The following is a 22,058-nucleotide window of genomic DNA, read 5'->3' as shown; positions in this document are numbered from 1 at the left end:
ATGACTGGTTTCCCCTTAGGAGGCGGACTGTTGTGAGTCTGCGTACGGCGCAGCGGGCGTCTCTCGTGGACCAGGTGATCGATCAGCTCAAGGAGCAGATCACTTCGGGATCGTGGAAGCTGAACGGCAAGATCCCCACCGAGACGGTTTTGGCCGAGCAGCTCGGGGTGGGGCGCAACACGGTTCGTGAAGCCGTGCGGGCGCTGACCCACGCCGGGCTGCTCGACTGCCGTCAGGGCGACGGCACCTACGTCAGGGCCATCAGTGAGCTGTCCGGCGCGATGGCGCGGCGGCTCCGGGCCGCTGAGCAGCTCGAGATACTCGAGGTCAGGCGGGCGCTCGAAGTCGAGGCGGCCCGGCTGGCGGCGACCCGGCGGAGCGACAGCGACATCGCGAACATCCAGGCGGCGCTGACCCGGCGCGAGCAGGCCTGGGCCTCGGGCGACGTCGACGCGTTCGTCGAGGCCGACCTGGCCTTCCACGTCGCGGTCGTGCAGGCCACCCACAACCGGGTGCTGATCGACCTCTACGTCGACTTCTCGGCGGCGCTGCGCACCAGCATCGCGGCGGCCGGCGGTTCACTGGAGCAGAACTACATCCCCCACGACGGCATCCTGCGGGCGATCGCCTCGGGCGACGCCACGGCTGCCGAGCACGCGGGGCACGCGTGCATGGAGCACATCCTGATCGCCCTCACCGAGACGGGCGAGCTCGACTAGTTGATCCGCAGCGACATCACGAGGTAGCGGAACGCCGGGTCGTCACCCGCGTCGGTGATCAGAGCCGGGCGGGTCGGCGACTCCAGGTGCAGCACCGCCTGCTCGGTCTCGACCCCGGCCAGCCCTTCGAGCAGGAAGTGGGGCTGGAAGGCGATCAGGATGTCGTCGCCGTCGAGGTCGGCCTCCATCACCTCGGCGCCCCGGCCGATCTCGTCGCCCGCGGCCTGGATCAGCACCTGGCCCTGGGAGAACGACAGGCGCACGGCCGAATGAGGGCCGGAGACCAGGGCCACCCGGCGGATCGCCTCAAGGAACGGCTGGACGCTGACCGTGGCCCTAATGCCCCAGTCGCCGTTCAGCCGGGAGCGGTAGTCGATGAACTGCTCGTCGAGCAGGCGGACCGTGGTCGACTTGCCCGCGCTCTCGAAACCGGCGACGTTGCCGCCCAGGCAGACGCTCACCTCTCCGGCACGCAGGGATTTCGCCACGTCGACCAGGACCTTCGCCGGGATCATCGCGCCGTGGGCGGTGGCCTCGCCCTCGGGATGCCACAGGAAGTCGCGGGCGGCGATGCGGTAGCGGTCGGTCGCCGCCATCGTCATGTTGACGCCGTCGGTGTCGACGCGGATCGCGGTCAGCATCGGCAGCGTGTTGTCCCGGCTGGCGGCCACCGCGACCTGGGCGACCGCAGAGGCGAACAGTCCGCCGCCGACCGCGCCGACCTTGGCGGGCATCGGCGGCAGGATCGGGAAGTCGTCGGCGGGCATGGTGAGCAGCCCGAACTCGGCGCTCCCGCACGTCAGCACCGCCTCGGTGCCGCTGGTGGTGATGTCGACGACCTCACCCGGCAGGCTGCGGACGATCTCGGCCAGCACCCGGCCCGGCAGCAGCACCTGACCCGGCTCGGCCACCGAGGCGTCGACCTCGGCACGGGCCGACACGTCGTAGTCGAACGCGGAGATGCGCAGCTCACCGGATGCTTCGAGGAGCAGGCCGGTCAGCACCGGCAGAGCCGGACGGGTCGGCAGGACGCGGGCGCACCAGCCCACGGCCTCAGCCAGCACGTCGCGGTTGACCTGGACTTTCACCTTTGACCTCCGACCTCACCACGGGCAGTGACGACACGCTACCCATCACCACCGACAAAACCCGCCGTATCTCGATCAGCGGCCGTTGAGGTATGCCAGAACCGCCAATACCCGCCGATTGTCGTCATCACTCGGGGCGAGGGCGAGTTTGCCGAAGATGCTGGCCGTGTGTTTGCCCACGGCGCTCTCGCTCAGGAACAGGCGCTGGCCGATGGCGGCGTTCGAGCGCCCTTCGGCCATCAGCTCCAGGACCTCGCGTTCGCGCGGGGTGAGCCTGCCGATCGGCTCGTTGCGGGCGTTGCTGACCATGAGCTTGGCGATCACGTCGGGGTCCATGGCGGTGCCGCCGCCGGCCACCCGCTTCACCGCGTCGATGAACTGGTCGGTGTTGAAGACCCGGTCTTTCAGCAGGTAGCCGATGCCGCCGGTGCCGTCGGCGAGCAGTTCGCGGGCGTAGAGCTGCTGGACGTGCTGCGAGAGCACCAGGACCGGTAAACCGGGGACCTGTTTGCGGGCCGCCAGCGCGGCCTGGAGACCTTCGTCGGTGAAGGTGGGCGGGAGCCGCACGTCCACGACCGCGACGTCGGGGCGGTGGGTGACCAGGGCGTCCAGCAGTTCGGGGCCCGATTCCACCGCGGCGACCACGTCGAACTCATGGGCGCGGAGCAGGTGGACGAGGCCCTCGCGCAGCAGGTGGAGGTCTTCGGCGAGTACGACCCTCATGATCGCTCAGCATACGCCCGGCTTGTTGGCGACTGCGGGGTTCAGCCGAATGCCGGTGGCCAGCATGGTGGCGCCGAGCGCGATCATGACCGCGACCGTGGGCCACTGGTACGGAGCCGGCATGTACAGGGCCAGGAACCACGACCGCTCCTCCGGCTGGAAGATCAGCATGAACGTCGCCACCAGGCCCTGCGGGAACAGCGGCAGCCAGCACAGACTCCAGCAGAGCGCGTAGACCAGGCCGCGCCAGCCCTTCGGCAGCGCGTTGACCGGTTCGACGTCCTCGTCGTCGCCGGGCAGCGCGTCGAGCACCTCGATGGTCGCCGTGGTGCCGCCGCCGGGCGGGCTCGACAGGGCCAGCACCCCGTCGAAGGCGGCCAGCCGCCGCTCGATGCCGGCCAGTCCCCCTCCCGGCACGGCCTTCGCCCCGCCCGGCCCGTCGTCGGACACCGTCACCCGCAGCGCCCGGCCGCGCCGGCTGATGTCGATGGTGACCTTGGACGCGTACCGCGACGCGTTGGCCAGCAACTCGTTGACGGCGAAGTAGACCGCCGACTCGACCGGCGACTCGGGCCGCTCCAGCAGGTCGGCGTGGACCTTGACCTTGAGCGGGCTGTCGAGGGCGAGCGCCTTGATGGCGTCGCCGAGCCCCCGTTCCGCCAGCACGGGCGGGTGGATGCCCCTGACGAGCTGCCGGAGCTCCTGGAGGGCGGTCGCCGACGACTCCCTGGCCTTCACCAGCAGCGCCTTCGCGGCGGCCGGATCGCTGTCGACGAGATGTTCGGCGGCCCCGATCGTCATGCCGACGGCCACCATGCGGGCCTGCGCGCCGTCGTGGAGGTCGCGTTCGATCCTGCGGAGCTCGGCGGCCTGGAGGTCGAGCTGGTCGGCCCTGACCTGGTTGAGCCTGTTGACCTGCCCGACGAGCTGGGTGTTGGCCGTGGGGCCGAGCAGGGCCAGGGCGTACAGGCCATAGTTCTTCAGCGCCGCGGGGGCGAGGAAGAAGGCCACGACGGAGAGGGCCAGGCCCCAGTACAGGCCCTCCACGACGGTCAGCCAGACGCCCCAGCCGATGACGAACGTCGGCCCCAGGGCCAGCACCGACCGGGTCCACGGGTCGAGGATGATCCACACCAGCTCGCGCCAGGTCGCCGGGTCGGTGATCACCCAGGCCAGCATCCGGTCGATGTGCGGGGAGGTCGCCGTGCGGTAGCGCTTGCCCTTGTGGTGGTAGTAGCCGTCACGGGCCCGCACCAGCGGCGGCGGCTTGGGGCGGTAGGGGGTGGGGATGTCCACCCCCACCCAGCGGCGCATCAGGTTGCGGTCGATGCCGGCCATGAAGCGGATCAGCCGTACCGACGGCTCCAGCAGGAACACCATGCCCAGGACCGTCGACACCACCACCCCTAGGATCGACACCAGCGCGACCGGGATCTGCACGAACACCAACGCCGACAGCGCGAGCCCGTATCCGAGCGATCTGACCTGCTTCATGCGATCAGTGTGACCGCGTCCCAGCCCCGGCGGGAGTGGGTGAAGCCGCCCGAGGGGGGTGGGGTTTCCTCCACCCCGGCCGGGTTACCAGACGCATTACCTCCGAGCTCGCGAATTTCTAACGTTCTCGGCATGGCAATCATCACGGTGCAGAACCTGCGGAAGCAGTACGGCGACAAGGTCGCCGTCAGGGATGTCTCGTTCTCCGTGGAAGAGGGCGAGATCTACGGGATCGTCGGCCGCAACGGCGCCGGCAAGACCACGACCGTCGAGTGTGTGGCGGGCCTGCGCAAGCCCGACGGCGGCACCATCCGCGTCGACGCCGACATCAAGCAGCAGGTGGGGGTGCAGCTCCAGGAGAGCATCATGCCCGACAAGCTCCGCGTCGGCGAGGCCCTCGACCTGTACGCCTCCTTCTACGCCAACCCCGCCTCGGTGACCGAGCTGCTCGACGAGGTCGGGCTCGACCCCAAGGTCGGCTTCGCCAAACTGTCGGGCGGCCAGCGGCAGCGCCTGTCGATCGCGCTGGCCCTGGTCGGGAACCCCAGAATCGCGATCCTGGACGAGCTCACGACCGGCCTCGACCCGCAGGCCCGGCGCGAGACGTGGGAGCTGATCAGCCGGGTCCGGGACCGCGGCGTGACCGTGCTGCTGGTCAGCCACTTCATGGAAGAGGTCGAACGGCTCTGCGACCGGGTCGCGGTCATCGCCGGAGGCGCCGTCCTGGCCGTCGACACCCCGGCCGGTCTGATCTCGCGGACCGGCGGCGTGCAGCGCATCACCTTCCGGTCGACGGTGCCGGTGGACAGCCTCAGGTCGCTGCCCGAGGTGCATTCGGTGGCCGTCGAGGCCGGACACGTGACCGTGACCGGAGACCAGAACGTGCTGCGGGCGATCGTCACGGCCCTGCCCGACTCGGCGATCTCCAACCTCAAGACCGAGACCAGCTCGATGGACGACGCCTTCCTCGCCCTCACCGGCGAATGACCTGCCCCCACCCCCACCACCCAAGGAGCTCTGCCTGACATGGCCGTCACCACTCCCCAGGTCCGCCGCCTGACCGCTGTCGAGACCAAGCTCTACCTGCGCGAACCCGCCGTCGTCTTCTTCGCCGTCGGCCTGCCCATCGCCCTGACGCTGATCCTCGGCGGCACGATCCCCGACTTCACGGTCCCCGACCCCGCTCTCGGCGGGCTCCGGCCGATCGACACCCACCTCCCCGGAGTCATGATCATCCTGTCGGTCCTGACCTGCGCGTTCTCGCTGCTGCCGACGGTGCTGGTGACCTACCGGGAGCGGGGCATCCTGAAGCGGATGTCGACCACACCGGTCAGCCCGATCACCGTGCTCGGGGTCCAGCTCACGCTCAACGTCGCCATGTCGGTGCTGACCACCGTGCTCATCCTCGTCCTGGCCAATCTCGTGTACGACGTCCCCTTCCCCAAGACGCCCCTCGCCTTCGCCGGGATCCTGCTGCTGGGCATGGTGTCGTCGTTCGCCATCGGGCTGCTGCTGGCCGCGCTCGCCTCCACCTCCCGGATCGTCCAGGGCCTCGGCATGGCGGTGTTCTTCCCCTCGCTGTTCTTCGCCGGCATGTGGGTGCCCCACGCCCTGATGCCCGACCTGCTGCGCACCATCTCCGAGTTCACCCCGTCGGGCGCCTTCGGCGCGGCCCTGATCGACATGCTGGCCACCGGCACCGCGGAGTGGATGAACATCGGCGTGATGGTCGCGTGGGGCCTGGTCGCCGGGATCGCCGCCGTCCGGTTCTTCCGGTGGTCGTGATTACCTGGCGGGTAATCGCCCGGGTGACCCACCAGTGTCTACGTTCGGAGGTGTGACGATGACCGCAGTAGGCCCCCTGCTCCGCGGATGGCGGGAGAACCGCCGCCTGAGCCAGCTCGACCTGTCCGTCGCCGCCGACATCTCCACCCGGCACATCAGCTTTCTCGAGACCGGCCGGGCCCGCCCCAGCCGGGAGATGGTCCTCCGCATCGCCGACTGTCTCGACCTGCCGCTCCGGGAGCGGAACCGCCTGCTGCTGTCAGCCGGTTTCGCCCCGGTCTACGGCGAGACCTCCCTCAGCTCCCCCCGGATGGCCGCCATCCAAGCGGCCATCCGGCAGGTCCTCACCGGCCACGAGCCCTACCCCGCGGTCGTCGTCGACCAGCGCTGGAACCTCGTCGACGCCAACGCCGGCCTCGCCCTGCTCGCCGACGGCATCGACCCCGACCTGACCGCCAACGTGCTGCGCGCCTCCCTCCACCCCGAGGGCCTGGCGCCGCGCATCGTCAACCACGGCGAATGGCGCGCCCACCTGCTCGCCCGCCTGCGCCGCCAGATCTCCTTCACCGGCGACCCGGAGCTCACCTCCCTGTACGAGGAGATCCGCGCCTACCCCTGCGACCAGCCCGAACCCGAGGTGGAGTTCCCCGGCCCCGGCGACATCTTCATCCCGCTGCGGCTGCGCCACAGAGACGGCGAACTCCGCTTCTTCAGCATCATGGCGACCTTCGGCACGCCCCTTGACGTAACCGTCGCCGAGTTGGCCATCGAATCGTTCTTTCCGGCCGACGATCACACTCGCCGAGAGATGGCAGAATTCGCGAGATAAGATCAGGTTCTACCCCGGAGGCCCAGCGTGCGGGTTCAGGTGTTGAAGAACACGTTCCACATTGACGCCGATCTCAAGGTCGTCCTGGAACACCTGACGACACCGGAGAACTACATCGGCCTCTCTCCGATCGTCGTCGCCGTCGAAGGTGTGGACAGGTCCACCCCCGGAGTCGTCCGCTACACCGCCACCGAGCGCTTCAAATTCTTCGGGTTCGTCAAGTGGGACAACCCCATCGCGGTCGAGCTCTTCACCGACGACAGCGCCGTGTGGGGAGACGTCAAGAGCCCGGGCGGGGTGCGCATGGCGTACAGGTTCGACCTCAGCGCCGAAGGAACCGGGACCCGCATGGAAGACACCCTCACCCTGTCGGCGCCCTCCCTGATCATCCGGTACGCCGCCGGCGAGGCCCGCAAGGTGCAGTTGGCCCGAGCCCGCATCCTCGCCGAAAGGCTGAAGGGTAGCGTGGGAGGCCCCGTCTAAGGAGTGCCGATGATCGTCGTGGCCCAGGTGAGCGACACCCACATCGACGGCGGACCCCGCGCCACCGAACGCGCCGAACAGGTCATGCGCCACATCGACGGCCTGACGGTCGACGCCGTGATCGTGACGGGCGACGTCGCCGACAACGGATCCCCGGCCGAATACGAGATCGCCCGCAAGATCCTCACGACCCGCCACCCGACGCTGATCTGCCCCGGCAACCACGACTCACGCGGCCCGTTCCGCGAGGTCCTGCTCGACTCCGACGGCGACGCCCCGGTGAACCAGGTGCTGCGGGTGGGGACGTTCAGCATCGTCCTGGCCGATTCGAGCATCCCCGGCCGCGCCGAGGGCCGGCTCGACCCCGAGACGCTGACCTGGCTCGACGAGACCCTCGCCGAAGCGCCGGGACAGGCGTTCGTGGGCATGCACCACCAGGCGTCCACCATCCACGTCCCCTATGTGGACGGCATCGGGCTGCGCAACCCCGGCGACCTGGCCGACGTGCTCGGCCGCCACTCCAACGTGGTCGCCGTCATCTCCGGGCACGCCCACACCGCCGGCGCCACCACCTTCGCCGGCCTGCCGCTGCTGCTCGGCCCCGGCGTGGTCAGCACCAGCCTGACGCCCTACGAGACCGAGGCCCGCCCGCCCGTCACTCTGGACGAGCCGCCGGGCTTCGCCCTCCACGTGTTCGACGGCGAACACCTGGCCACCCACTATCGGGTCGTCCCTCACCAGGCCTCGACGTAGGGCTCGTTCTCCCCCGGCACGACCGTCACGGCCCCCGACTCGACGTCGACCCGCACCAACCGGGCCGGGTCGCCCCCACACGGGGGCAGCCCCGCGATCGGGCTCCGGTCCATCTCCTCGGCCGCCCGGTCGACCCCGACCAGCAGATGACGACCGGTCGGCGCGGCCACCACCGACTCGATGTGCCCGCAGTCGATCGTGAACAGCTTCTTCACCAGCCGCACCCCGTCGTGCAGCACGACCTCCCGGGTCGGCCAGCCGACCGCCCGCACCTGCCGCCCGTCGGGAAGCACCAGCAGCGCCTTACTGGCGTCGGGCACCGGGACGCTCCCTACCACCCCGGTGCCGACGTCGAGTGTGGCCAGCCCGCTCACCTGCGAGGTGTCGCCAGGCAGCGCCAGCGTCCTCTCGTCGAGCCATTGGACGCCCCACCCGCCGGCCGGCCATTCACGCTCCAGCGTGCCGACGAAGCTCCCGGCGGCGGTCGAGTAGCCGTACGCGATCCGGCCCTGCGGCGAGACCGCCAGGCCGTTGGCCGAGCCCCTGATGGTAGGGGTCAGCCGCTCGTCGACCGTGAACCTGCCATCGGGGTTCATGGTCAGCCGATAGAGGCGGAAGTGGTTTCCCGACCGGCTCGCCAGCGCGGCCACGAACCGATCGGGCTCGACATCGCGGACGATCTCCAGATAGGCGCCGTAGGCCCGGCTCGCCGCAGGCAGCATGCTCACCGGCTCCCCCGTCTGAAGGTCGACGACATAGGGCCGCCCACCGCCTGCCGACACGGCGTAGCGGGGCGTGCCGTCGGAGTTCTCGGGCGGCGAGGCCAGCAGCACCGGCACCAGCGAGACCGCCACGACGACGGCCGACGCCGCCGCGGCCCGGCCGAGGTCCCTCGCCCCCGGCCGGACATCCGCCTTCGCGATCCCGGCCAGGACGACCATGACAGCGGGGGAGCTCACCCAGGTCAGCACCAGCCACGGAACCGAGACGGGCTGCTGGGGGAGTTGCTCGTTCAGGCACTCCCGCCACAGGAACGGCTCGTCCGGGGCCAGCCACTCTGCCGCCTCGCTCAGCCCGACCGGGAGGACCGCGACCACCAGGCCCAGGGCCGCCACACCCCACTTCCCTTTCGACCTGATCGCCCAGAATCCGATCAGGCCCAGCAGCACCGGCTGAGCCAGGGTGAACCAGAGGTCCAGCGCTCCGGCCGCCACGGCGGGAAAGCCTGGCGGCTCGAATTCCAGAGGGGCGGCGCTCATGCAGACGACCGTGGCCCTGGCTGAGCCTCTGTCGGGGGAGACCAGCAGAACCAGAAATTCCCACAGCGACAGCAGAACGGCCGCCCACCAGAAGAACTTCGCCATGCGCATCGGGGGACTCTCCAGGCGATCCGGCGGAAAGCCCGAAGCCTAACGATCACCTGGACTAGTGGGCGGCCATGTCGACGAAGCGGCTGTAGTGGCCCTGGAAGGCGACGGTCACCGTGGCGGTGGGGCCGTTTCGGTGCTTGGCCACGATCAGGTCGGCCTCACCGGCCCGCGGGGACTCGCGCTCGTAGGCGTCTTCACGGTGGAGCAGGATGACCATGTCGGCGTCCTGCTCGATCGAGCCCGATTCGCGTAGATCGCTCACTTGTGGGCGTTTGTCGGTTCGCTGTTCCGGGCCACGGTTCAGCTGGGAGATCGCGATGACGGGGACCTCCAGCTCCTTGGCCAGGAGCTTGAGCGCACGGGACAGCTCCGACACTTCCTGCTGGCGGCTCTCGGTCTTCTTCGGGGAGCTCATCAGCTGGAGGTAGTCGACGATCACGAACTTGAGGTCGTTGCGCTGCTTCAACCGGCGGCACTTGGCCCGGATCTCCATCATCGACATGTTGGGGGAGTCGTCGATGAACAGGGGGGCCTGCGCGACCTCGCCCATGCGGCGGGCCATGCGGGTCCAGTCGTCGTCGTTCATCATGCCGGAGCGCATGGAGTGGAGGGCGACCCTGGCCTCGGCGGACAGCAGGCGCATGGTGATCTCGTTTCTGGACATTTCCAGCGAGAAGACCACAGTGGTCATTCCATGCTTGATAGCCGCAGAACGGGCGAAATCTAGCCCTAGCGTCGAGTTATGGGTCGGGATCCAGGTGCGCCCGGCGAGATAAAGGTGGGCATCGTTGTCCACCTCAACGCACCTCACCGGCACACTTGCCACCGGCCGGACATCGGTGATGTAGCGCAGTCGCGTCGTCGGGTGATCGCGAAGAGTCTGTCGGGCGACCTTTCTAGCGAGCCGGAAAACCCGGTCAGCCGGCGTGAACGTGATGGCGTAGCTGGTCGACGACTCGACGGTGCGACCAGGCACGGGCTTCTCCGTCCAGGTGGCCTTGTAGCCGAGACTGAGCACCAACTCCCAGGCGTTCTCCGCCAACCGACGGTTGGTCAGGGCGAGCACGACCGTCCCCGTCTTGTTGACGTAACCGTCGGTGTCGAGCAGCCCGGCCAGCAGGGCCCGCCGCTGCTCCTCGGACGCGCGAAGGTAGCCCGCCGGAATGTGTTTGTTGTTCAGCACACCGATGCTGCGCAGCACCGCCTGCAGGGTTCCGTGGTTGTCACGGCACTTCTGACACTGGCGCATCCCGGTTGACGGCCGGCCGCAATCGGGACAGGTCGGCGCGGGAACCGGGGCCGACAGGAACCTGGCCCGGCCGCCACAGGACTGACCGCAGGTGCGCACCTGTGATGTGCGTGGCACGAACGACGCACCGCAGACCACACAGGTCCGGGCTGGGATCGCCTCTGCCTCGCAAAACTGGATGCGATAGCGCAGCGAATCACCGGCCCTGACAACGCGCAGACCTTCGGCCTCGATGTGCTGCGCGATCTCAGGATCCGCGCTCGTGTACATCGCCGTGGCACTGTTCCCGTCGCCAAGCCAGACACCCAACGTGTAAGGCGGCACCGGCAGATCGGCCTCGGGCAGGACCACTCCGGAGGCGACCGGCACCGCGTGGTTGAGGCGCCGATCGGCAGAGGGACGACGGAGCGTCTGAGCGATCTGCTCGGTCGTCACGACGGAACCGGGAAGGCCGTTGCGCCGCTCGGATCGAGTTCTGGTCAGCCACTGATGCTGGGCGTCGGCCACGAGCACCGCGCCATCACTGAACTCGACCTCATAGCAGGGCCTGCCTTCGAGGATCTCGGTCGCGGCCACCACTGTCGTCGGCTTGCCGTCGGCGCCGATGAGCTGGTCTCCGACTGCCACGTCACCCATGGTCGTCCAGCCGGTCGGGGTGGGAAGTGGCGTGTCGAGGGCAAGGGCCTTGCCGATGGCCGGGCGGGCCGCGACAACGATCATCTGGCCGGGGTGGAGGCCGTTGGTGAGGGCGTCGAGGTCCTGGAAGCCGGTGGGGACGCCGACCATCTGGCCGCCCCGGCTGCCGATGGCCTCGATCTCGTCGAGGGCGGCGGGCATGATCTCCGAGAGCGGCAGATAGTCCTCGGAGGTGCGGCGCTCGGTGACCTTGTAGATCTCGGCCTGGGCGCGGTCGACCAGGTCGTCGACCTCTTCGTTCTGGCCGCCGTAGCCGTAGGAGACGATGCGGGTGCCGGCCTCGATGAGGCGGCGGAGCACGGCCTGTTCGCGGACGATCTTCGCGTAGTAGCCCGCGTTGGCGGCGGTGGGGACGACGGCGGTCAGGGTGTGGAGGTAGGCCCCGCCGCCCACGCGGCCGACCTCGCCGCGGCGTTGCAGGTCACTGAAGACCGTGACGGCGTCGGCGGGCTCGCCCCGGCCGTAGAGGTCGGTGATGATCTCGTAGATGATCTGGTGGGCCGGGCGGTAGAAGTCGTCGGAGCGGAGGACTTCCACGACGTCGGCGATGGCGTCCTTGGAGAGGATCATGCCGCCGAGGACGGACTGCTCGGCCTCGATGTTGTGGGGCGGGGTTCGCTCGAACGACGGCTCGGAAGGCCCGCCGGAGAAGTCGACGACGCTCACTTGGCCCTCCCCCCTCGCTCGCACCCACCCTCATTTGTAGATGACGCCTCCGACAGTTTCCCGCCACCTCTCGCCATCAGCAACGCGGCCCTGTGGATAACTCTGTGGACAACCTGTGGACGAAGCCCTCAAGGGTGTGGGTAGCTTGGGGATTAGCCTGTGGACAACCTTTCCACATGTCTGTGGATAACGCTCTGAGCTGCACATACGTTATCCACCCCCTGTGGATAAAAGAATTTTCCGGCCCGGCAGAATGACTTCATGTCCCCCGACGATCGCGAGATCCTCCGGCTCGCCATCCCCGCGTTCGCGGCGCTCGTCGCCGAACCCCTCTTCCTGCTGGCCGACTACGCCATCGTCGGACGCCTCGGCACCGGCTCCCTCGCCGCGCTGAGCGTCGCGGGCACGATTCTCGCGACCGTCGTCAATCTATGCGTGTTCCTGGCCTACGGCACCACCGCCGCCGTGGCGCGCGGGATCGGAGCCGGGGCGCGGCGGGAGGCCGTCCAGCGCGGGATGGACGGACTGTGGCTCGCGGCGGGAATCGGTCTGGCCGTGGTCGTGGTCTGCTGGCCGCTGGCGCCGTGGCTGGTCGGCCTGGTGGGAGCCGAACCGGGCGTCGTCGACGACGCCGTGACCTATCTGCGCGTCAGCCTGCTCGGCGCTCCGGGCATGCTCCTGGTCCTCGCCGGCACGGGCGTCCTGCGCGGTCTCCAGGACACGGTGACTCCCCTGGTCGTCTCCGTCGGCGGGTTCGCCCTGAACGCGGCGCTCAACGCGTGGTTCGTCCTCGGCCTCGACTGGGGCCTGGCCGGCTCCGCCTCCGGCACCGCCGCCGCGCAGACCCTCATGGCGGTGACCTACCTGGTCATGGTCGTCCGGGGGGCTCGCAGGGACGGCGCGTCGCTGCGTCCCGACGTCCCCGGGATCAAGGCCTCCGGCCTGGCCGGGATCGCGATCCTGATCAGAACGGTCTGCCTGCGGATCGTGCTGATCGTGGCCACCGTGATGGCGGCCCGGATGGGCACCGCCCAGGTGGCCGCGCACGGGATCGTCTTCCAGATCTGGACCCTGCTCGCCTACGCCCTCGACGCCATCGCGATCGCCGGGCAGGCGATCATCGGCCGTCAACTGGGCGCGGGGGCGGTGACGGCCGCGCGGCGGGCGACGTGGCGGATGATCCTGTGGGGCGTCGGCTCGGGTGTGGTGCTCGGCCTGGGGGTGCTGGCCGCCACGCCGGTCATCCCCAGGATCTTCGACGCCGACGCCGCGGTCACGGCCGCGCTCACGTCGATCATCTGGATCGTGGCCCTGCTCCAGCCCCTCGCGGGCGTGGTGTTCGTCCTGGACGGGGTGCTGATCGGCGCGGGGGACCAGCGCTATTTGGCCTGGGCGGCGGTCGGGACCACCGTCGCCTTCCTCCCGGTCGCCCTGGTCGCGAGCAGCCTGCCGGGCCTGTGGCTGGCCATGGGCGTCTGGATGGCCGCCCGCCTCGCCACTCTGGGCACCCGCGCCTACGGCTCGAAATGGCTGGTCAGCGGCCCCACCATGACCTCGCGCGTGACCCGGACATGACAGAGCCCCCGCCGGCTCGCGCCGGAGGGGGCTCACGTCGAAGGACCGGCTAGCTGGCCAGGACCTCGATGTCGACCGCGGCGGCGACCTCGGGGTGCAGCTTGACGCTGACCCGGTGGGTGCCGGTGGTCTTGATCGCGTTGTCGATGACGATGCGACGGCGGTCGAGCGTGGGGCCGCCGGCCGCCTTGACGGCGTCGGCGATGTCGCCCGTGGTGATCGAGCCGAAGAGGCGGCCCGAAGCGCCGGCCTTGGTCTTCAGCTTGACCTTGAGGGCGCCCAGTTGACCGGCGACCTCCTTGGCCGTGCCCAGGTCGCGGATCTCGCGGGCGTCGCGCGCCTTCTTGATCGAGGAGATCTGGGTCTCGGCGCCGCGGGTCCACAGGATCGCGTACTGGCGCGGGATGAGGTAGTTGCGGCCGTAGCCGTTCTTGACCTCGACGATGTCGCCAGGGGCGCCGAGGCCGGAGACCTCAGTCGTCAGAATGAGCTTCATTTTCCCAAGGCTCCTTTCTCAGCGCGCGGTCGAGGTGTAGGGCAGCAGCGCCATCTCGCGGGCGTTCTTGATCGCGGTGGCGACGTCACGCTGGTGCTGGGTGCAGTTGCCCGTCACCCGGCGGGCGCGGATCTTGCCGCGGTCGGAGATGAACTTCCGCAGCAGGCCCGTGTCCTTGTAGTCGACGTAGGAAATCTTGTCGTGGCAGAACAGGCAAACCTTTTTCTTGGGCTTGCGCAGTGCCGGCTTGGCCATCGTGGTGCTCCTTTCAGAGCCCCGCGCGAGGCGGGAATGGTCGCTCGGTTATTACGGGTGGATTTAGAAAGGCGGTTCGTCGCTGTAGTCGCCGCCGAAGCCGCCGCCGCCCTGAGGGCTGCCGCCGCCGTAGCCGCCGCCACCGCCGCTGTTACCGCCGCCGCCCTGGAAGCCGCCGCCACCGGACGGGGCCGGGGACGCCGAGGCCCAGGGGTCGTTGGCGGGGCCGCCGAAGCCGCCTCCGCCGCCGCCCTGACGGGCCGTCTTGTTGACCTTGGCGGTGGCGTTGCGCAGCGAGGGGCCGACTTCGTCGACCTCGACCTCGTAGACGGTGCGCTTCTCGCCTTCCTTGGTGTCGTACGACCGCTGGCGCAGCCGGCCCTGCACGATCACCCGCATGCCGCGCTGGAGGCTCTCGGCGACGTTCTCCGCCGCCTGACGCCAGACGTTGCAGGTGAGGAACAGGCCCTCTCCGTCTTTCCACTCGTTGGTCTGCTTGTCGAGGAACCGCGGAGTGGACGCGATGCGGAACCGGGCCACCGCCTGCCCCGTGGGCGTGAAGCGGAGCTCGGGGTCGTCGACAAGGTTGCCGACGATGGTGATTGTGGTGTCGCCTGCTGCCATCGGTCGTTGCCTTTCGTATCCCGCCGACGTATTAGTCGCCCAGCGTAAAGCCAGGCTCCGACAAAACGTCAGTGAAGTTCGGGACGCAGCACCTTCGTACGAAGAATGCCCTCATTGAGGTTGAGCTGGCGGTCCAGCTCCTTGACCGTGGCCGGCTCGGCCGACAGGTCGACGACGGCGTAGATGCCCTCGGACTTCTTGTCGATGTCGTAGGACAGCCGACGGCGGCCCCAGACCTCGACCTTCTCGACAGTGCCACCGTCGTTGCGGACGACGGCGAGGAACTGGTCGAGTGAGGGCTGCACGGTGCGCTCATCGAGGGACGGGTCGAGGATGACCATCATCTCGTATCGACGCATGCGGAATCCAACCTCCTCTGGACTCTGCGGCCACGACGACTTGCCGTGACAGGAGGAAAAACACGCGTCCTTAGCAGACGCGGCCTGTCAAGGCTACCAGGGCGGCGGTTGTGTCCCGTCCCGCACGGGAATCAACGGTGGAGGATAGGAGAAGGGGGTGGCGCCAATGCCACACATCTTGGATCCCGTCACACAACCGCCGCGCAGGTTCACGCTCAACACCGACGGCCGGCCTCATCGCCTCCAGAACACCCTGTGCCTGTCGGTGTTCGTGATCGGGGTGTTCGCCTTCGTCTTCGGGTTCGTCGTGTCCCTGCACGTCCCGGCGTCGTGGCTGGGCGCGGTCGGCTTCGTCACCGGACTGTTCTCCCAGTTCATCTCGGTGACGACGCCTCAGCGGGTGTTCAACATCATGGGCATCGTCGCCTCCTTCGTCGGCGTCGGTCTGGGCATCGCGCACGGCGGCTTCGTCTGAGCACACTTACGAAAAGGGCCGTGGCTCACCGCCACGGCCCTTTTCGCATGAAAGGCGAAGTCACTTACCGATATGCAGATCCACGCCCAGCAGGACGAGGAACCAGAGGAAGATCGAAAGAAGGGCTTCGGCGATGTCTCGCAGAATGCCGGGCGTGAGGTAGTCGTAGGTCCACGCCACGTAAATGCCGACCAGGATGTAGATCAGCAGGATGAAGCTCCCGACCCGGTAGCGCATGTCGTCTCCTTATGTCGCGACGCGCGAGTCGCAGGGCGCGTCAACCGCACTCGCGACTGCCCGGACGATCACCTTTGAAACGCCCGCGAAAAGCCCGTTAGGCTCGAAGGCATGGTGCGAATCGGAGCTCATGTCGACCAGGACGACCCGCTGGCCCACGCCGCCGCCCGGGAGGCCGAGGTGGTCCAGTTCTTCCTCGGTGATCCGCAGGGGTTCAAGGGCCCGGTCATGCCCGAGAGCGCCGACGCGATCCGCGATTCTGACGTTCAGGTCTTCGTCCACGCTCCCTATCTGATCAACGTCGCCACGACGAACAACCGCATCCGCATCCCCAGCCGCAAGCTGCTGGAGGGCCAGCTCAAGGCCGCCGCCGAGATCGGCGCGACCGGGCTGATCGTGCACGGCGGCCACCTGAACAAGGGCGAGGATCCGCAGAAGGGCTTCGACAACTGGGGCAAGGTCTTCGAGCGGATGGACTGCCCGATCCCCGTCCTGATCGAGAACACCGCCGGCGGCGACAACGCGATGACCCGCCACCTCGACACCATCGCGCGCCTGTGGGACGCGGTGACCTCGAAGGCCCGCGAGCCCGAGAAGATCGGGTTCTGTCTCGACACCTGCCACGCCCACGCCGCCGGGGAGGACCTGGAGGGCATCGTCGACCGGGTCATGGCCATCACCGGCCGCATCGACCTGGTCCACTGCAACGATTCGCGCGACGCGTTCGACTCGGGCGCCGACCGTCACACGAACCTGGGCCACGGCCAGATCGACCCCGAGCTCATCCTGGAGATCTGCCGCCAGGCGGGCGCCCCGATCGTGGTCGAGACGCCCGGCGACGGCCAGGCCGAGGACATCGCCTTCCTCAGGAAGAACCTGTCTTGAGGCAGATCCCGAGCGCGAACTCTTCCACAGCCTGTGGATAAAGTCTGCGGATTCCCACGATCAAGAAGTGGGTACGGCTTCTCGTTCCTGCCCGTCGGAGTCTTGAACCGGGGGTCGTCGTGTGCTCGTCCACAGGCGTCTGAACGACTCCACCGCCGCCACCAGCAAGACCACGTTGCGGGCGACCAGGACCAGGGTCCCGGGCAGGTCGCCCTTCCACGAGTAGTCTTCCTCGACCCACGGATAGGTGATCCCGGTCAGCAGCGTGGCCGCCAGCAGCAGCCAGGCGACCGGTTTCTGGCTCGACCCCGGCACCGAGAACACCACGGCGGCCAGGCCGATGAGCCAGATCATGTACTGGGGTGACAGCACCCGGCTGGTCAGCACGAGGAACAGCACCGTCGTCAGGGCCGCGTCGTAGAACGTGGCCTCGGTCGGGTGGGCCCGCAGCCACCACACCAGGAGCAGCACCGCCGCGAGCGGGGTGGCCAGGATGGCGAGCCGGGTGGCGGTCTCGACCCCCGACCCGGCCAGTTCCATCGCGCCGTGCTGGTAGGTGGAGAAGCCGTCCCACAGGCCGACGGCGCGCAGCAGCACGAACGGCGTCGCGGCCATCGACTCGACCTGGAGCCCGCGCTCCTGCTGCGCGGTGAGGAAGTCGAGCGCGTTGGGCATGATCAGCGCGGTCGCGCCGCAGGCCACCACGGTCGCGGCCAGCGCCGAGGCGCCGCCGGTGAGCAGTTCGCGCCAGCGCCGCAGCCCGGCCAGCAGCGCGATCGGCCACACCTTGATCGAGAACCCGATGCCGACGAACAGCCCCCGGACCGCCGGGTCGACCGACGCGGTCAGCGCGGCCACCGCGAAGATCGCCACCATCAGGTCGTAGCGGGCGATCAGCAGCGGCCCCAGCAGGACCGGCCCGGCCACCCACGCCCACACCGCCCCGAGCCCGCCGCCGGTGCGCCGGCAGAACCGCCGGATCAGCAGCAGGATCCCCAGGTCGCACAGGATCGAGATGACGAAGAACGACACCAGGTAGTCGAGGAACGGCAGCAGGTGGGGCACCAGCATCGGCACCGCCGCGAACGGCGGATACTGCCACTTGTCGTCGTTGTCGGGGAACTGGCCGCTGAGCAGGACGTTCGACCAGTCGGAGTAGAGCCGGATGTCGTTCTCGAACGACATCGGGAAGCCCACCGGGATGATCTGCATCGCGGCCAGGAAGACGAGGACGCGCGTCAGCAGCCACACCGGCGCGGCATAGCGCATGCCTCAGCTCACTTCGGTCGTGGCCGGGCGGCGGCGTCTGAGCACGAACCGGTCGGGCGCCCCGTCGAACACCCCGCCCGCCTGGTCGTCGATCCCGGCGACCCTGACCACGTCGCGGTCGGGCATCAGGATGTCGAGCACGACCAGCGCCATCAGCCCGACGACCGCCAGCGCCCGCGCCCACACGGCCAGGAAGTAGGGCCCGTCGCCGATGCCCTGCGCGGCGTGGGCCGGGTCCATCCCGACGAAGTAGAGCCAGATGGCGAAGAAGTACCAGACCTCGGTCACCTGCCACACCGCGAGCGAGGGCCACTTCGGCCGGGCGAGCACCGCGAAGGGCATCAGCCACAGCACGTACTGGGGCGACCAGACCTTGTTGGTGACCATGAACGCGGCCAGCGCCAGGAAGCAGATCTGCATCAGCCGGGGCCGGGTCGGGGCGGTCAGCGTGAGGATCGCGATGCCGAGCAGGAGCAGGCCCACCGCGATCATCGCCATCAGGTTGAGGTGTTCGCCGTCGGCCAGGATTCCCCACTGGTACTTCTGGAAGAAGAACCACAGGCCGCCCCAGTCGACCCCGCGCTCGCTGCTGAAGGTGTAGAAGCGCGTCCAGCCGTCGAAGTTGGCGATCATGATCGGCACGTTGGCCAGCAGCCACACCCCGACCGCCGCGCCCAGCATCTTCAGGAACGGCACCCACTTGGCGGTGCGGACGGTCAGCAGGAAGATCGCCCCGAGGAACATCAGCGGGTAGAACTTGGTCGCCACCGCCAGCGCCAGCAGCGCCCCGGCCCAGTAGTGGCGTTCCCGCGCCCAGGCGAGCAGCCCGCCGAGCGCGAGCGCTCCGGCGGCCAGGTCCCAGTTGATGTACGCGGACAGGATGACCGCCGGCGCCAGCGCGTACCAGAGGGCGTCCCACTTACGGGTCGGCCCGGCCAGCGCGGCCATGCACAGCACACCGATCACCAGGGAGACGCCCATGATGATCACGGTGATGTCGTAGAAGCGGACCGCGTCGCCGAACGACAGCCGGCGCACGAGCTCCATGATCCCGCCGATGCCGACGGGATATTCGACGTCGCCCTGAATGTAAGGGATCTTTCCTTCATTCAGGCCGCGCGCGAACCAGAGCGGATAGATGTCGGTGTAGCAGAAGTTCGTGTACTGATCGATCCCGGAATTCCAGGCTCCGCCGAACCGGCAGGCCGACTTCCAGTAATAGGCCAGGATCGCGCCCAACGAGGCCAGCAGCCCTAGCGGCACATACGGAATGAGTCCGTTTACGACCGCCGCGCGCGGCCCGGGAGCTTCTGTCGTCCGGGTCATCATGAGGCCATTCGATCAGGTGTCGGGGTGTCGCACTGTACCGGCGACACCCCGACCTTTGTCTATCAGGCGGCCTTAGGAGCGCCGTCCGGTGGACGCCGGATTCGCCTGTGGCTGCGCCGGTGTGGCCGGTGAACTGAACGGGTCGAAGGGATCCTCCGCGCCGCCCTCGCTCGGGATGTCGACCTCACAGTCGGGGGCGCCGGGGAAGCACTCGCTCTCGCCGGGCTGACCGTCCTCCTCCCAGGGGAGGCTCGGCTCCTCGACGACCTCCTCCGACGGCTTGGGCGTCGGGGTCGGGCTGGGCACGATGTCCTCGGGGCTGCCGATCCCGGCCTTCGGCGGGAACTGCACGACTTCCTTGTTCTTGTGCGCCTCCAGCATGAACTCCCGCCAGATGCGCGTCGGGAAGCTGGCGCCCGCGAAGCCCAGCGACACCTCATAGGGCTCGCTGTACGGGTTGGCCATCGTGAACTTGGGGTCGCTCTTCTCCTGCGACTTGCCCTTCCACCAGGGGCAGCGCGCGTCGACCGGGGGGACGACCTTGCCGCTCTTGGTCCGGCACTCCTCGCGGTACATGCCGACGGCGGTGGAGACCTGCGGGGTGAACCCCACGAACCAGGCCTCCTTCTCCTCGTTGTTGGTGCCGGTCTTGCCGCCGGCCGGGCGGCCGATGCCCTGGCCGCCGGCCGTGCCGGACTTGAGGACCTCTTCCAGGGCGACGACCGCGTCGGCCGACGCCTCGGGCGAGATGACCTGCTTGACCGGCTTGCGCTCGGGGTACTTGAGCTCCTTGCCCAGGTAGACACCCTTGACCACGTGGTAGTTCACGTGCTTGCCGGCGTTGGCGAAGATCGAATATCCGGCGGCCTGCTCGACCGCGGTGACCGGGGCCGAGCCGATCGAGAACTGGTAGTTGCCGCGCTTGATGTCGGCGTCCATGCGCTTCTCGGAGAAGCCTGAGTCGAGCACGATCTCACGGACCGCGCTGAGCTTGCCGACCGTCCCGGCGTCCTGGTCGAGCTTGTAGGCCATCGAGACGTAGGCGGTGTTGACCGAGGCCGAGGTCGCGGTGATCGCGGTGACCGCCGCCGGGCCGCCGTGGTCGTTGGTGAAACCGCCCCTGGCCTGGCCGGGGATCTCCTTCGGCACGGTCTCGTTGCCGGGCAGCCAGCTGTTCAGGCTGTAGCCGGCCTCCAGCCAGGCGGCCAGCACGTAGGGCTTGAACGCCGAGGCGGCCTGCTTGGCGGAGTCGAAGGGCTCGTTCCAGCTGTCCTTGACGTAGTCGTCGCCGCCGTAGAAGGCGATCACCCGGCCGTTGGTCGGGTCGACGGCCGCCAGGCTGGCGTGCACCTCGCGGTTGTTCGGCACACCGGACATGACGCTCTTGACGACCCGCTGGGCGGTCTTCATGAGCTTCGGGTCGAAGGTGGAGACGATCTTGTAGCCGCTGCTCTTGATCTGGTCTTCGGTCATGCCGCGCTGCTTGATGAGCTCGTTGATGACCACGGAGACCATGTAGCCCTTCAGGCCGCCCATCTCGTTGACGAGGTTGGGGTCCTTGACCGTCTTGGGGAACTTGGCCGTGGCCGGCAGGTTGCCGTACTTCTCCGGGTTGAGCCTGGCCATCGCGTTCAGGACGTCCTTGAAACGCGACTGGAGCGCCGGTTCGTCCGCCGACCAGCTCGGGGTCTGGACGCGGGCGGCCAGGTAGGCCGCCTGCTCGACGGTCAGGTTGGCGGCGGTGGCCTTCTTGCCGAAGTAGGCCTGCGCGGCGGCCTCGATGCCGTAGGCGCGGCCGAAGTTGATCGTGTTGAGGTACTGCTCCAGGATCTCGTCCTTCTCCATCGTCTTGTTGATCTTCACCGCGACGAAGATCTCCATGACCTTGCGCTTGAACGAGACCTCCTGGCTCAGGCCGTCGTAGTAGTTACGGGCCATCTGCTGGGTGATCGTCGAGGCGCCCTGGAGCTGCTGGCCGGTGGCGGTCATCCACACCGACCGGAACATCGCGGGGATGGAGATGCCCGAGTCCTCGCGGAAGGTGTCGTTCTCGATCGCGATGACCGCGTCCTGGAACGTGGTGGAGATCTTGGTGATGTCGACGATGACGCGCTTTGTGCCCAGGTGGGCGATCGGGGTCTTGCCGTCGGCGTAGTAGACGGTGCTGCCCTGGGCCAGCGCCTCGGCCTGCGCGTCGTTCTTGTCGGGGACGGGGGTGTTCGCGTAGGCGATCGCGATCATCCCGAACACCCCGGCGACGGTCACCGTGACGCCCGCCACGACGATCTTCCAGTTGGGCACGAACCGGCGCCAGCCGGTGCGGCGCGGCTTCTCGTCGTCGTCGTCGTCGAAGTCGTCGGGGCCCTGCGGGCCACGCGGGCCGCCAGGTCCGCCGGGACCACCGGCGGGCAGGGCCTGCGGCGGGCCGCCCCGGCGGCGGCGACCGCCGTTGGCGCCCATCATCTGGGTCGACTCGCCCTCGACGGGACGCTGCGGCGCGCCCGGCCTGGGACCTTGCGGGTAGGGCAGGTTCCCGGCGGGTCCGCCGGGTGGGCGGCCGATGCGGGTGGGCTGGCCGGGGCCGCCGGCGCCCGGACCCATCCCGGGGCCTGCGCCCGCCGGGGGTGGGACGGCGCCCATGGAGGCGGTGTCCTCGAAGGCGGCCTCCTGGCGGCGGCTCGGCTGGGGCCGCTGGCCGG

At 68.8% G+C, this 22,058-nt stretch carries 22 protein-coding genes; 9 read left to right on the top strand and 13 right to left on the bottom strand.

Translation table 11 applies throughout. From position 1 onward, the window contains the following. Positions 1-32 precede the first annotated feature (32 nt). Positions 33-719, top strand: a complete 687-nt coding sequence (locus AW270_RS03640; protein WP_061290601.1) for a FadR/GntR family transcriptional regulator — start codon at positions 33-35, stop codon at positions 717-719. On the opposite strand, the gene dnaN is transcribed toward AW270_RS03640, so the two are convergent. From dnaN to AW270_RS03625, 3 genes are all read right to left on the bottom strand, one after another. After that, positions 716-1,807, bottom strand: coding sequence for a DNA polymerase III subunit beta (dnaN, locus tag AW270_RS03635; protein ID WP_061290599.1), 1,092 nt, complete (start codon positions 1,805-1,807; stop codon positions 716-718). The genes AW270_RS03640 and dnaN overlap by 4 nt on opposite strands. 75 nt (positions 1,808-1,882) lie before the next feature. After that, entirely contained in the window at positions 1,883-2,530 is a 648-nt protein-coding gene (locus tag AW270_RS03630) for a response regulator (RefSeq protein WP_061290596.1), read from the bottom strand. 6 nt (positions 2,531-2,536) lie between these two features. Then, positions 2,537-4,024, bottom strand: a complete 1,488-nt coding sequence (locus tag AW270_RS03625) for a sensor histidine kinase (protein WP_061290594.1) — start codon at positions 4,022-4,024, stop codon at positions 2,537-2,539. 132 nt (positions 4,025-4,156) lie between these two features. Here AW270_RS03625 and AW270_RS03620 point away from each other — a divergent pair, with 132 nt between their 5' ends. Genes AW270_RS03620 through AW270_RS03600 form a run of 5 tightly spaced genes read left to right on the top strand, consistent with a single transcriptional unit; the run spans position 4,157 to position 7,874 of the window. Beyond that, positions 4,157-5,011 carry an ABC transporter ATP-binding protein gene (locus AW270_RS03620; RefSeq protein WP_061290592.1) on the top strand — a complete coding sequence of 285 codons (855 nt, stop codon included), beginning with the start codon at positions 4,157-4,159 and terminating at the stop codon, positions 5,009-5,011. Positions 5,012-5,050: 39 nt separating this feature from the next. After that, positions 5,051-5,809 (top strand): ABC transporter permease, encoded by a 759-nt coding sequence (locus AW270_RS03615; RefSeq protein ID WP_061290590.1) that lies wholly within the window; start codon positions 5,051-5,053, stop codon positions 5,807-5,809. Between the two features lie 58 nt (positions 5,810-5,867). Beyond that, the gene (locus tag AW270_RS03610; RefSeq protein WP_061290589.1) at positions 5,868-6,638 is read left to right on the top strand and encodes a helix-turn-helix domain-containing protein; all 771 of its coding nucleotides are present in this window, start codon (positions 5,868-5,870) and stop codon (positions 6,636-6,638) included. Between the two features lie 27 nt (positions 6,639-6,665). Further along, a complete protein-coding gene (locus AW270_RS03605) occupies positions 6,666-7,121 on the top strand; it encodes an SRPBCC family protein (RefSeq protein ID WP_061290587.1) in 456 nt (151 codons plus the stop codon). A 9-nt stretch (positions 7,122-7,130) separates the two neighbouring features. Next, positions 7,131-7,874, top strand: coding sequence for a metallophosphoesterase (locus AW270_RS03600; protein ID WP_061290585.1), 744 nt, complete (start codon positions 7,131-7,133; stop codon positions 7,872-7,874). Here the strand turns inward: AW270_RS03600 and AW270_RS03595 are convergent. Together AW270_RS03595 and dnaB are read right to left on the bottom strand one after the other, a co-directional pair. Then, positions 7,856-9,244, bottom strand: coding sequence for a hypothetical protein (locus AW270_RS03595; protein ID WP_061290583.1), 1,389 nt, complete (start codon positions 9,242-9,244; stop codon positions 7,856-7,858). The two genes, AW270_RS03600 and AW270_RS03595, sit on opposite strands and share 19 nt — an antisense overlap. Positions 9,245-9,299: 55 nt before the next feature. Next, the gene (gene dnaB, locus AW270_RS03590; RefSeq protein ID WP_061290581.1) at positions 9,300-11,855 is read right to left on the bottom strand and encodes a replicative DNA helicase; all 2,556 of its coding nucleotides are present in this window, start codon (positions 11,853-11,855) and stop codon (positions 9,300-9,302) included. A gap of 261 nt (positions 11,856-12,116) precedes the next feature. Between dnaB and AW270_RS03585 the strand changes: the two genes are divergently transcribed. After that, a complete protein-coding gene (locus AW270_RS03585) occupies positions 12,117-13,430 on the top strand; it encodes an MATE family efflux transporter (protein WP_061290579.1) in 1,314 nt (437 codons plus the stop codon). A 49-nt stretch (positions 13,431-13,479) separates the two neighbouring features. Here AW270_RS03585 and rplI read toward each other — a convergent pair whose 3' ends face one another. The 4 genes from rplI to rpsF all read right to left on the bottom strand — a co-directional run bounded on the left by rplI (position 13,480) and on the right by rpsF (position 15,164). Next, positions 13,480-13,926: a 50S ribosomal protein L9 gene (gene rplI, locus AW270_RS03580; RefSeq protein WP_061290577.1), complete on the bottom strand. Its 447-nt coding sequence runs from the start codon at positions 13,924-13,926 to the stop codon at positions 13,480-13,482. Positions 13,927-13,944: 18 nt separating this feature from the next. Then, on the bottom strand, positions 13,945-14,181 hold the full coding sequence (rpsR, locus tag AW270_RS03575) for a 30S ribosomal protein S18 (protein ID WP_030452635.1): 237 nt from the start codon (positions 14,179-14,181) through the stop codon (positions 13,945-13,947). 63 nt (positions 14,182-14,244) lie between these two features. After that, positions 14,245-14,805, bottom strand: coding sequence for a single-stranded DNA-binding protein (locus AW270_RS03570; protein WP_061290575.1), 561 nt, complete (start codon positions 14,803-14,805; stop codon positions 14,245-14,247). Between the two features lie 68 nt (positions 14,806-14,873). After that, positions 14,874-15,164: a 30S ribosomal protein S6 gene (gene rpsF, locus AW270_RS03565; RefSeq protein WP_030452633.1), complete on the bottom strand. Its 291-nt coding sequence runs from the start codon at positions 15,162-15,164 to the stop codon at positions 14,874-14,876. Positions 15,165-15,330: 166 nt separating this feature from the next. Here rpsF and AW270_RS03560 point away from each other — a divergent pair, with 166 nt between their 5' ends. Continuing rightward, positions 15,331-15,639 carry a hypothetical protein gene (locus tag AW270_RS03560; protein WP_061290573.1) on the top strand — a complete coding sequence of 103 codons (309 nt, stop codon included), beginning with the start codon at positions 15,331-15,333 and terminating at the stop codon, positions 15,637-15,639. A 60-nt stretch (positions 15,640-15,699) separates the two neighbouring features. Here the strand turns inward: AW270_RS03560 and AW270_RS39400 are convergent, their stop codons facing one another. Then, a complete protein-coding gene (locus AW270_RS39400; protein WP_169807248.1) occupies positions 15,700-15,876 on the bottom strand; it encodes a hypothetical protein in 177 nt (58 codons plus the stop codon). A gap of 111 nt (positions 15,877-15,987) precedes the next feature. Between AW270_RS39400 and AW270_RS03555 the strand changes: the two genes are divergently transcribed. Then, positions 15,988-16,761 carry a deoxyribonuclease IV gene (locus tag AW270_RS03555; RefSeq protein ID WP_174549838.1) on the top strand — a complete coding sequence of 258 codons (774 nt, stop codon included), beginning with the start codon at positions 15,988-15,990 and terminating at the stop codon, positions 16,759-16,761. Between the two features lie 60 nt (positions 16,762-16,821). Here the strand turns inward: AW270_RS03555 and AW270_RS03550 are convergent, their stop codons facing one another. The 3 genes from AW270_RS03550 to AW270_RS03540 all read right to left on the bottom strand — a co-directional run bounded on the left by AW270_RS03550 (position 16,822) and on the right by AW270_RS03540 (position 21,999). Then, positions 16,822-18,030 carry a glycosyltransferase family 87 protein gene (locus AW270_RS03550; RefSeq protein ID WP_061290571.1) on the bottom strand — a complete coding sequence of 403 codons (1,209 nt, stop codon included), beginning with the start codon at positions 18,028-18,030 and terminating at the stop codon, positions 16,822-16,824. Between the two features lie 3 nt (positions 18,031-18,033). Beyond that, entirely contained in the window at positions 18,034-19,293 is a 1,260-nt protein-coding gene (locus AW270_RS03545; protein WP_245674554.1) for a glycosyltransferase family 87 protein, read from the bottom strand. A 138-nt stretch (positions 19,294-19,431) separates the two neighbouring features. Further along, the gene (locus AW270_RS03540) at positions 19,432-21,999 is read right to left on the bottom strand and encodes a transglycosylase domain-containing protein (protein ID WP_157521661.1); all 2,568 of its coding nucleotides are present in this window, start codon (positions 21,997-21,999) and stop codon (positions 19,432-19,434) included. Positions 22,000-22,058 lie beyond the last annotated feature (59 nt).

The organism is Herbidospora cretacea (genome assembly GCF_001570605.1).
Taxonomy (GTDB): Bacteria; Actinomycetota; Actinomycetes; order Streptosporangiales; family Streptosporangiaceae; genus Herbidospora; species Herbidospora cretacea.
This window is presented reverse-complemented; position numbering and strand designations above follow the sequence as displayed.